This window comes from Flavobacterium myungsuense, from assembly GCF_042677265.1.
In the GTDB taxonomy this organism is placed as follows: domain Bacteria; phylum Bacteroidota; class Bacteroidia; order Flavobacteriales; family Flavobacteriaceae; genus Flavobacterium; species Flavobacterium myungsuense.
On the sequence record NZ_JBHTIZ010000017.1, the window covers coordinates 21,377 to 34,594 of the forward strand.

Annotated in this window: 3 protein-coding genes; all 3 read right to left on the reverse strand. The window is 36.9% G+C overall.

What is annotated here, in order from left to right; all coding sequences use genetic code 11:
• Positions 1–137: 137 nt before the first annotated feature.
• Positions 138–518, reverse strand: a complete 381-nt coding sequence (locus tag ACFQ0S_RS07225) for a hypothetical protein (protein WP_379755754.1) — start codon at positions 516–518, stop codon at positions 138–140.
• A 265-nt stretch (positions 519–783) separates the two neighbouring features.
• The gene (locus ACFQ0S_RS07230) at positions 784–5,814 is read right to left on the reverse strand and encodes a T9SS sorting signal type C domain-containing protein (RefSeq protein ID WP_379819070.1); all 5,031 of its coding nucleotides are present in this window, start codon (positions 5,812–5,814) and stop codon (positions 784–786) included.
• A gap of 261 nt (positions 5,815–6,075) precedes the next feature.
• Positions 6,076–13,218: T9SS sorting signal type C domain-containing protein (locus ACFQ0S_RS07235; protein WP_379819071.1), on the reverse strand; the 7,143-nt coding region annotated here is incomplete at its 5' end.

Genomic DNA, 13,218 nt, shown 5'->3' on the forward strand with positions numbered 1-13,218 from the left:
CATTGCAGATATTTACTTCTATGCAAGCATAAATTTGATAATTTTTAAAACTGATAATATTTCATTATTATTTATAAAAAAAAGTCTTCCATTTCCGGAAGACTTCTCTTAACTTAACCTAAATTAATATAAAATAATTATGCAATTGTAGAACTGTAGTTTGATGCTTTTTTTAAGAACGCTTTAATCAACAATCGGTTTGGAGCAATTCCTGAATTAATCATTTGCTTTTTTTGGCTTACAGCAGCATCTGCTGATTGATTTGCGTTTGGTGTTTGTTTTGTTCCCATGAACCAAGAAACAAAATTCATTGAAGAATTTGTTGTCACATTGCTTTGCGAAGCTGTAACAGTATCATCTGAAGTTACAACTTCAAAAGTTACTGTAATAGGAACAACTTCATTTTTGTTTTGTCCTACCATTGTAAAACTAGATGATACTAACAAAACAAATAAAACAATCGTTCTAATTCCTGAAAAAGAATTTTTAATTGTTGTGTTATGAGTTGCTGTTTTCATCTTTTTATTTTTATGTATTGTTTCGTTTCTAATACATGTCAAAGATAGAATCGCACTACTCCTAGACCAATTATTTTCGTTGAAGTACTGAGAAACTCGTTAAAGTTACAAAAACAGCATTTTTTGAGTATTTCAACCAAAAAAGACGCACTTCATCGACCGTATTTAGGGACTTCATCGGTGAAATACATGGGGCTTTTTAGATTTTATTCATAAAAAAAGCCCTTTCGAGACCGAAAGGGCTTTTAAGGGAAAATTTGGGGACTTAGTTAATTATTTTTTTAGTTACAATTTCATTAGTATCTGATGTAATCTTTACAATTAAAACTTGTTTAGTAGTTCCTGTATAGAGTTTAACTTCTGAAGCGTTGATTTTATCTTTAGCTATCAATAATCGTCCGCGAATGTCATAAATAGCAACGTTAGACATTTGAACTGAACCAGAATTCACAACTACTTCTTGATTTTGTTTATAAACCACTATACTTTTTTCATTAAAAGAAGGTGTTTGAGTAGACAATGAATTATTCTGATACACGATTTCGAAACGAGTATTAAAAGTACCAGCCTCTGAAGCAAATGTGTATGGCCCTGATTTTAAATCGTGTATAGTATTAGAGTTATTATCTTTGATAAACACACTTTGATTACTTGAAAACAAACCATCAAAATTGCTTAATGTTATGGTGTAATTTTCTGCTGTTTTAGCTTTAAACCCTAACAAAACGGTATCGCTTCCGTCAAACGGCAAGGCTCTTCCTTGAATCGTGTATTCTTGTCCATCAATAAGTGAAGTTAAAGCATTTGGAGTGTCATTTAAAAAACGACCATCAATCGCTGCATCTACATTTGATGTTGCATTAGGCATATAAGCAACCATCGTTTGATAGAAAGCTCCTGAAACACTCGATAAGTTCAACCAAATTCTATTTCTTTCATCAAACGTTCTTAAAAAAGGAGCGTTAGAATTAGAAACTCTCATTGCATTGTTACAGGTTATATTTGTACTTGTTGCTTTAACAATAAAACCTGACCCAACAGCTATAATACCATTTGGCGTTAAAGCTAAAGAATCACCTCCTAAGTTACAAACTCCACCTGCAGTAGTATAAGTAGCGTAAGAAGAGTTATTAGAGTTATTTGTTTTTCTCCAAAAGTATAAAGCTTCAGTAATTCCGTTCTGAGCTATAAAAGCATTAGCATTTATGGTTGATGGATACGGATTCCCTATAGCATTATAGGTTGCATTAGTTACTGGTAAATTTACAGTCCCATTATTTGCAACTCCTGTAAACTGACCACCAAAAATGGTTGGAGTTGTAGGATGCGTATTTGAAACCCTAATTAAATAACCAATCCCTGGTTCAAAATTAGTTGTAGATGGTGATGCAACTGGTGCATACTTATCTGTTGATGCATCATAAGTATAAAAACGATTTACTAAAGTATTAGGCGAAAATGCCAACAACTTTTGATTCGCAACTGGGGAAGACCATAAAATATAATCCAGACGCATTAAAGGAGCAGTATTTCTTTTAACAATAATATTTCCTGAATTAGACACATCTGTTGACTGTAACAAATTGGCATTATTTTCTAATGTAAAACTTCCTGAAATTACATTTAGAGCTCCAAATAAACTTACCGTATTACCTGAAGATATCACTACATCACCACTGTTTATTGTTAAACTACAAGCATTTATATCACCTCCGTTTATTGCAGAAACATAATTCCCTGCAATTATAGCTACTGTTGATGATAGTGGAATTCCGTTACTCCAAGAGCTTCCATTCCAAGTACTCGTATTACCCAAAGTTACAGTCGTAAAGGCAGCGTTTAAAATAGAACAAGAATTGTTTTGAACCACAGCTCTAAATCGTGTTTCTTGAGTTATATTTCCAGAAGTATAGGTTGTTGCTGTATTTACAATTGGTATCCATGTACTAAATGGACTAACCGAGCTTTCCCAACGAATAACTGTACCTGTATGCCCTGATAATGTTAATAAACCACTAGTAGATCCTGAACAAATTGTTGAGCCTCCTATCACTGTTCCAGCAGCTGTTCCTGATATTACAGTAATTGTAGCGTTAGCCGATGTAGAACAAGTAGTATTACTAATTGTCCATCGAACTACATAAACTCCTGCTCCGCCTGCTGGTGTAAATACAGCAGTTGGGCTTGATGCATTACTAAATTGGCTTACTAAAACACTTGGACCACTTACAACGTTCCAAGAACCTGTTCCAACTGTAGGAGTATTTCCTGAAAGCAAAGCTGTTGCTGTTGCACATATGGTTTGAGTAGAAGTATTTGTTGCTGTTGTTGGCGCTGCTGTTACAGTGATTGTTGCATTAGCTATAGATGCTGTACATAGAGAATTACTAATTGTCCATCTAATTACATATGAACCCGCTCCGCCTGCTGGAGTAAACTGAGCAGTTGGGCTTGATGCATTACTAAATTGACTTACTATAGTACTTGGTCCGCTCACAACACTCCAAAGGCCAGTTCCAACAATTGGCGAATTTCCTGAAAGTATTGCTGTCCCTGTTGCACATATGGTTTGTGTTGATGTGTTTGTTGCTACATTTGGAGCTCCAGATACTGTTACAGTAGCATTAGCCGATGTAGAGCAAGATCCGCTACTAATTGTCCATCGAACTACATAAGCTCCTGCTCCGCCTGCTGGTGTAAATATAGCAGTTGGGCTTGATGCATTACTAAATTGGCTTACTAAAACACTTGGACCACTTACAACGTTCCAAGAACCTGTTCCAACTGTAGGAGTATTTCCTGCTAAGGTTGCTGTTCCTGAGACACATATAGTTCGTGTTGATGTATTGGTAGCTGTAGTTGGCGCCGCTGTTACAGTGATTGTTGCATTAGCTATAGATGCTGTACACGGAGAATTACTAATTGTCCATCTAATTACATATGAACCCGCTCCGCCTGCTGGAGTAAACTGAGCAGTTGGGCTTGATGCATTACTAAATTGACTTACTATAGTACTTGGTCCGCTCACAACACTCCAAAGGCCAGTTCCAACAATTGGCGAATTTCCTGAAAGTATTGCTGTCCCTGTTGCACATATGGTTTGCGTTGATGTGTTTGTTGCTACTGTTGGTGTTACAGTTGTTACTAAAGTAAATATATTACTATAACTCAAACAACTATTTGGTCCCTGTGTACTTCCTATTAGTGCTCTTCTAAAAAATCTATTTGTATTTACTGTTGTTGTTTGTGCTACTGGTGTATAATCTTCACTTGTTGCTCCAGAAATATTAGTAAAATTAATTCCGTCTGTAGACAATTGCCACTGAAAACTCATAGAAGGATTTGCTGTTGAACCGTTATAAACAAACGGAGAACCATCAATTAAACTAGGAACAATACCACTACAAACGCTTGTCGATGTTGATGAAATAGTATTAGCACTTGGAACAAAAGGTGTTATTGTAAAATTACATTCGTTTTGAATAAAATTTTCAAAAAAATCGAATACAATTTCACTTGATCCTGAAAGATTAACAAGGACGTTTTGATAAACAGTTGGTGCTTGTACAATCCAAGCATCAAAAACTTTTACACCATCAACATATATTCGTATACCATCATCACCATTAAAATTAATTAGATAACATCCAGTTTTTGTAGACCTCATTCTATAACGAACTGCATATTGCTCAGTATAAATATTTGTTCGTATTGCACCATTCGATAAAACTGGGAAGCATGCATAATTACCTCCAAATCCTTCTACGAATGTTTCTGTAGGAACATTATAATACCCCACATAATTAGCATTATCAAAAGGCACCGAATTCGTTGGTGTATTGGGAGAAGTACCGCCTGGAGGAGCCGAACCAGTCCAATTATAAATATGACCAATCCATTGATCGGTTCCAAAAGCAGTTTGAGAATCCTGTGTGTTTCCAATAGAATTTATTCTAAGTGTTAAAGCCCCTCCAGCTAAATTTGAACAATTTCCACTTGTTAACCTTATTTTCACTTGTCCAGAAAATGTGGCTGTCCAAGTTATACTTGCTCCAGATGCTCCAGATGCGGATAAAGATGGAGTTAGATTATCATTTGAAATTGCATCTAATACTGTTAAATTTTCATTGGTTGCAAACACATTACCAACAGAAAAAGTATAATTAAATCCTCTAATAATATCTACCACTACAAATTGGCCAGAGTTAACTGACGCTGTAGTAATTGTATTTTGGTTGTCTATACAAAAAGTATTTGTTGACCCTACTTGAGTAAATGCTTCAGCATTTACAGTAATTGTAGCATCTGCTGTTGAAGGAGTAAAAGATGAATTACTAATTGTCCATCTTATTACATAAGAACCTGCCCCACCTGCTGGAGTAAATATAGCATTCGGGTTTGATACATTACTAAATTGACTTGTTAAAGTATTTGGACCACTTACAACACTCCATGATCCAATTCCTATTACAGGCGTATTTCCAGATAATGTTGCGGTTGCGGTTGAACATATGGTTTGCGTCGACGCATTTATTGCCGTTGTAGGGACACCCATAGAAGTTGGCGTAAAACTATATGACCTCCCTGCTACAATTGCTGTTGATTGGGTATTGTTAGGATCAGAACCATAAGTTGCACTATTAGTTGCACTAGCAATACTTACAATTGAAGATCCTGAACTACTAAAACCTATTGAATAAGTACCTCCCGAAGCAATTGTTCCTGAGTATATAAACTGAATCCTCCCTGTATTTTCAGACAATATTGCCTGAAATACCATTGGCGCATTTTGACTTACACTTGAAGAGTTTACATACAAATTAGTTTTCCATTCAATTACTAAACTTCTATTTGGTGCAATACCGTTTAGACCATATCTAACATAGCCATTAGAACCAGTAGTCAAATCATCCCAAAATGGAGCAATTTTAGGATCTTCAACACCATCAGCTAGATTGTTATTAAAACGATTCCCTGTAATTACAGAACCCAATTTTAAATGCCCATTGGCATTTACACCAAATTGTGAATATGTAACACCATTAAACCAAAAATTAAAACCAATATTTGTTAGACTAGAATTACCATCGTCACTGCCTGTAGACAATAATGTACCTAGGCTTGTATAAGAGTTTATGGACTGACCCGACGTATTTGTTACCGGATAGGTTGTAGAATTTATTACCTGACCTAAACCCTTGTAACATGAAATCAAAAAAATTAAAACAACAAAAATTAATTTTAGAAGTCCTTTTGCAGAAAATTTATTTTCTATTTGAATCATTAAATTTTTCATTTTAGTTTGTTGTATTTTTAAAAACTTATTAATTGATAATTATAAGGCAAACGTAAAAAAAAACATTTAATAAAAAAAATATAAATATCGATAAAATGCATTTTTTAACGATAAAATGCATTTAATTATATGTTTTATAAGTATTATATTACATAAAATAATTTAAAAAATTGGAATTGATTAAATATAAATCTTATATTTAATGTATAAAAAAAGCCCTTTCGTGACCGAAAGGGCTTTTTAGGGTAAAAAATATGCTTTTTAGTTGATTACTTTTTTGGTAACTACTCCATTGGTGTCTGAGGTGATTTTTACTATCAATACCTGTTGGGTACTTCCTGCATACATTTTAACTTGTGAGGCATTGATATTGCTTTTAGATACCAACAAACGTCCTCGAATATCATAGATTTTTACATTTGACATTTGGACTGTGCCCGTGTTGATAACAACCTCTTGGCTTTGTTTGTATACTAAAACACTATTTTGATTAAATTTAGTGTCACTTGTACTTAACGGATTCTCATAAACCACTTCAAATCGATCTGTAAAGGTTCCTGGTTCTGAAACAAATGTATAAGGTCCCGTTTTCAAATTATGTATAAAATTAGTCAATTTGTCTTTTATATATACATCTTGCGTGCCAAACAATCCGTCAAATTGTTCTATACTTATTGAATACTCAGCTGCTGTTGCTACCTTGTATTGTAAAGGAACAATATCTGTAAGGGTAAACTCTGGTCGTCCTTGTATAGCGTAGGCTACACCGTCTATACTACTACACATATACTCTTCACTATTTATATTAGAGCCGTCTATTCCTCGATCTACTCCTAAAGTATAATCGGATGAATATTTAACTAACATTTGACTAAAAAAACCATCCTTTCTTGTTAAATTTAACTTGTAACCACTATCATCAATGGTAGTCTTGTTGCTAGTTCTAAAGAATTGGTTGCTATTATTAACACCTCTTCTCATAGCATTGGTAAATACTAAATCTGTTGCAGCTGTTGCTTGTACAATAAAGCCTTGTCCTACATTAATAACCCAAGTGTTTGCGGCATTATTTGAAGTGTTAAAATAATTGGAGGTATTTGATGTTCCTCCCCCTGGAGCACTATTCGCAACATAACCTAGTTTTGTTAAAGTGGAATAACTCGGCTGGGTTTGGTCATTTTTCTTTCTCCAAAAATAAAGCGTCCCTGTTATATTAGAAATATTTGCATCAATAAAATTATGAACATTGATTTGTGACGGATATGGATTTCCTACAGCATTAAAACCCTTAACTGCAGCGGTGGCCGGGACATCAACAATTGTATTCAATGGAGGGTTAGAATATATTGTTGGCCCTTGGTTTGAAAGTGCAAAATTAATAGTACCACTATTTGGTTTTCCTGTAAATAAACCTTCATAAATTGCTGGAGTTGTAGAAGAGAAATTTTTAGGAACTCTTATCAAATACCCTTTTGCTACGGTAAAATTATTGCTAGAAGCTATCGGGTTATACAGATTGGTTGGAGTATCGAATACATAAAAGCGATTGCCAAGTGTTCTTGGTGAAAAAGAATACAAGTTCTGATTCTCTACCGGTGAGGACCACAAGGTGTAATCTAACAAATACAAAGAAGAACTGTTGCGATTCACTTGTATGCTTCCTGAATTTGGATTCGTAGTGCCTCCCGTTTGAACCAAATTAGAATCATTCTCTAAGATAAAACTACTACCACTCTCAACAGTTAAAGCGCCACTTAAAGTTATCTTAAAAGTAGAAGGAATGGTAACTATAGCACCATTTTTAACATGCAGGCTACATGCCGTAATATCTGCAGCTACATTATAGTTATCTCCAACTCCAAGTCCATCAATAACTGCCGTACTTGTAGCTGTTGGTGCACTTGGCGACCATGCACTTGAAACATAGGTAGAGGTACCTCCGATAGTAACAGTTTTCGTATCAGATGCCACAGAGGAACAAGCTTTAGAACTAGTAACAGACACCAAGGTATAGGTGGTGGCAGCTGTTGGTGATACTGAAATATTAGCGCCACTAGTATAACTGTTAACCGTAATATTAGTTGCTAAAACACTATCATTATAGACTACTGTATATGGTCCAACAGTGTATGGTGCGTCTCCTCCTCCTATAGCTACTTGTAAATTAGTACTAGTATTAGCACAAATTGTAGCTGCCGAAGTAGTAAGTGCGCTTGTCATTGCTGGCGGAGTATAAATCGTAAAATCACCAAAAGCACCTACAGTAGATGATATAACTCTATTCGTATCATCTACATCGGAGAGGCAATACCAATCTGGGTTTAAATAACGTCCCCCAAAATAATTTGCAACTGTTCCATTCTCATCAGAAGCTAAATAAGTAAACGAAGCTGTACATGACGAACTACTAATTGTTGAGCTTACTGGCCAATAACGACTTATAAAATCCACAATGCCTGAATTAATGTTAGGATGCTTAGCATCTTGGACTCTTACTCCGGCATATCCAGATGGATTTCCTGAAAAAGTCAAAGTAGCAGGACTGTATTCTGATGTACCCACGTTATCTCCTATTGGGAAAGTATAAGAACCCGCGGTTGAAAAAGTTTTTCTCAACTCACCTGTACCACTAGCTATAATCATATTAGTAGCACTAGGAGAAGCAACAGATATTGCGGGCGCAGATGATCCTAAGGTCATATTAGCAGATGCTAAATTGATAGTTCCATTAGTTAAAGTCAATTGATTCGATATATTCACATCGTTGCCTAGAGAAAATCCTCCTCCAGTCGAAGTTCTGTTTACAGTTAAATTATTCAAAACATTTGTAGTTCCTGGTGTAGTCTGATCAAAATAAATAGTTCCTATATCTCCTACTCCATTAATTACCAAATTAGAACTACCGCTTCCTTTAAATGAACCAGAACCAGCAATTGAATTAGTAACACCTGAACTCCCTACTGTTAAGGTAAACCCATTCAAATCAATAATATCTGCAGTTGATACAAAAGTAATAACACTACCCGTTAACGGACCGCCAACCAATAAATCTTTATTCAATAAAACAGGACCAGAACCCGATGCTTTGGCAACCACCATATAATCAATATTAAACGGAGACGAAGCTGTACCCGAAACATTCTGAGTTGCAGTTCCTGTAAAGAAAATAGCTCTTTGGCTTACCGTAAAAATAGCATTATCGGTAAAATCACCTTTAACTTCTATATCTCCACCTGCACTGCCAGATAGGGTTGTTGTAGCTGTATTATTTGAATAGCCATTCACAAAATTAAATCCTTTCAATCGGGTATCGGTAGTCCCGTTTAGAGTAATTGTACCATTGTTTAGAATATCACCTACAATCTCAACTCCAACGCCAGTAATATCTATTGCACTTGGTGTTGTAGTAGTTAAATCAGTAATTACGAAACTACTACCTGTAGTTATAGTCAGACTACCAGCAATTTTTTTATACGAATTATCCCCATTTTTCACATTCAAAGTAGTGTTGTTCTGAACAATCATGTTATTTGGATACCCCGCACCGCTTGTAGCATTCCATTCAACACTTCTGTTTCTGTTACTTCCGGTATTGTAAATTAAGGTAGAAGTAGTACTATAAATAGGTGGATTCGTATTTACAAAACAGTTGGTATTGCTATTGATAGATAAAATACCGTTTACTGTTGTAATATTAGAACCAAAATCTAAGTTACCATTTGTATTTAAATTTACAGTAACAGTAGGTCCCAAATTCAAAGTTCCTGTACCACTATTGTTTTGAATCACTTTGTATTGGTTAATCTCGATGGTACCATTAGGGGAAGATGGTGTAGAAATAATATTTCTTGCTCCATTAACATAAATAGCTCCTCCGCTATTATTAAATGTTAAGGCTCTTCCATTCAAATCCAATCCTCCAGCATTGTTAAGTTGTAAAACTTGACCTGTAGCAGTGTTTAAAGTAATATTTGTTGTGCTTTCAATCACAACATTACCACTAGTGACTTTATCAATAATTAAATAATCAAAAAATACGGTTCCACCGCCTGTTTTAGCTACCATTTGGTCACCTGTCGCTGCAGTAAAGAATACTGCCTTAGTATTATTAGCTTGAGTACCACTAGCTCCTACTGTCCAATTGCCTCTGGTATACACATCGCCTCCCAAACTCATCGTACCATTAATCAATACATTACCAACTACGGTTAAAATATTGCTTGTAGTGTTCAATGTATTTCCAGAATCTATAGTCAAATTACCCGAACATTGGGCACTTGTAGTCAACATATTCAAAGTAGTATTGGTACTGTTGGTTGATATCTGAACATTGGCTGGATACCCTGCTCCGCTAGTAGCTGAAGTCCATTCTAAACTTCTATTGTAGGATGCCCCAACAAAATACTGTAGTAAACTACCACTACCGTATGTTGGCGAATTAGTAGTTACAGCACCACCAGTAGCAATTCGCAATCTATTATTAACAGTAACAGCATTACTGAAAGCAACTAAACCGCTCAAATTAACATTGTAAAAAGCGACAGTTCCTGTGATAGTTCCGCTTCCTATGAAGTTAACTGTTCCATCTCCTGCAGTAAAAGTACCTGAACTATTAGTGGTAATAGAACCTCCGGAAGTGATTGATAAAGCATAGGCATTAGACATTGATAAAGATGCACCATTAGCTATATTAACACTATTAGCAACTGCATTGGCTGTTTGGTATATACTTGGACTAAAAGAAGTTCCTGATGGAATTACCACATTAGAACCCGATGTAGGCACACCTCCACACCAGTTAGCACCAGTATTCCAATCTGTACTAGTACCTCCTATCCATGTATTAGTAGAAGAATTAGTAACAACAATATCATCTTGGGTTGGGCTACATGGCGAATTGGTTATCGTCCATCTTAAAGTTGCCGATGTGTCAAATGGTACTCCAGTAATAGTCGATGTAGTAGAGTTAGCACTTGTGATAATAGCGGTTCCCGAAACTACCGTCCAAGTACCTGTACCAGGACTTGCCGCATTGGCAGCCATGGTAAAAGCACCGCTATTACACTGACTGATATCTGGTCCTGCTACTGCAGTTGGAGCTGTTGCGCTAACAGTAGTCGCTGTAGATGATGTCGCACTAGCTGCAGTACATCCACTAGTGGTGTAATTAATCGTAATCGTTTTACTTCCTGAAGTCAACCATTTCAAGGTAACCGTATTGCTGCTGGTTCCTATACCACCTGAGGTAATCGAATAATCCGTACTCAATACACCCGGTACTGTCCAAATATAATTGGTTTGTCCCGATTGAGTCGTATAAGTGACATCAGTACCCAGACAAGCGGCAGCTCCTGGTTGAGCTGTAAAAGTCGGTGTGGGTAAAGCACTAACAGTTGTCGCTGTCGATGATGTGGCAGTGCCTGCTGTACAACCACTTGTAGTGTAATTAATCGTAACGGTTTTGCTTCCTATAGTCAACCATTTCAAAGTAACCGTATTGCTCCCTGTTCCTATGCTTCCTGAGGTTATGGAATAATCGGTATTTAAAACGCCTGGAACGGTCCAAACATAATTGGTTTGTCCAGATTGGGTCGTATAAGTAACATCGGTACTCGCACAAACAGTAGCTCCTGGTTGAGCCGTAAACGTCGGTGCGGGTGCAGCCGATATTGTAGTAGCTGTAGAAGAGGTAGCACTCGTAGCTGTACAGCCATTAGTGGTATAATTAATAGTAACCGTTTTACTTCCTGTAGTCAACCATTTCAAGGTAACCGTATTGCTACCTGTTCCTACTCCGCCTGAGGTAATCGAATAATCCGTATTCAATACTCCAGGAACGGTCCAAATGTAATTGGTTTGTCCGGATTGAGTCGTATAACTAACATCATTAGTAGCACAAGCTGTAGCACCTGGCTCAACTGTAAACGTTGGTGTAGGTAAGGCTTTTACAGTAATTGCTCCTGAAACATTACTCGTCACTAATGTAGAACTACATCCGCCTGTAACAACACAGTAATAATAAAGCGTATTAGCTGTTGAATTTTGCGGAGTGTACGTTGCGGTTTGAGCACCGCTACTACTACCTAAATTGGTACCGCCTGCATTCGATGCTGCAATATTACTAAACCACTGATAACTAAGACCCGATCCACTTGCAGCGACAGTAAGATTAGTTGGTGTCGCTCCAATACAATAGGACTGAGTTCCTGTTGCTGGCTGAGTCGTAATCACTGGATTATTAATCGAAAGACTATTAAAGAACAAATCAAATGAACCTCCAGATCCTGCTCCTGCATTAAAGAAACGTATCTGTGCTGGTAGCTGCCCACCTCCCTGAGTTGAAAAGGTTCTGCTTGTGTAGGTTACTGTACTTCCTCCCTTACCTGTAATGGTTACTGAATAGGTATTAACAGCTGTATAAGTTACTGTAATATCCAATCCTCCTGTGGTATATCCTAGAGATGTTGCATTGGCACCAGCATTGTCATTTAAAGTGTAGAAAGTGTTCCCTCCTACAAAGTACAACTCCATCAAATTCTGACCAGAGGCATTTTGTAATCCAAAACCAATAGTACCTCCTGAAGTAATACTTCCATTATCCATAGAAAAAGCAATCTTGTTGCCCATACCCATCGAAACAGTTCGAGTAGCACTAGCTACATTACCTCCTCCTGTTCCACCTGCATACATCCCCCATGAACGAGTATTCGCATTATTTACATCAGAACTTCCTGATGAAAAGAATCCTGCACCTCCTGTAGCACTCAAAGTCCAAGCTCCAAATCCAGTCGTAGAATCATTTTGTCCGTTACTCCAAGTCGTATTATAAGTAGCATTCCCTGCATTACTTTGATTCGCTTCCGAGATACTAACTGCTGCTACTGTAGAATTGGCAGAAGCACAGGATCCATTAGTCACTACTGCTCTATAAGAGGTAGCCACATTCAAACTTGGTGTAGTATACGTACTAGAGGTAGCGCCAGAAATAGAGGTCCAACTCGTTCCGCTATTTTCTGAACGTTGCCACTGTATCGTACCTGAATGCCCTGTAAGACTAATACTTGTACTATCACCAAGACATACTGAAGATAGAGATGCGGTTGCAGTTCCTCCCGAAGAAGTTGTAACAGTAATAGTTGCATCAGCCGTTGAAGCAGTACAAGGCGAATTGCTAATGGTCCAACGAACTAGATAACTTCCTGCACCTCCTGCTGGGGTAAATACGGTATTGAATACCGATGTACTCGCAAATTGCGCACTTGAAGTACTTGGCCCGCTAACTACAGTCCATGCTCCTGTTCCAATACTTGGATTATTTCCTGATAAAGTAGCAGTTCCCGAAGTACATATCGTTTGAGTAGAACCATTGGTAGCTGTAGTAGGATTTTGATTGAATGTAATTAC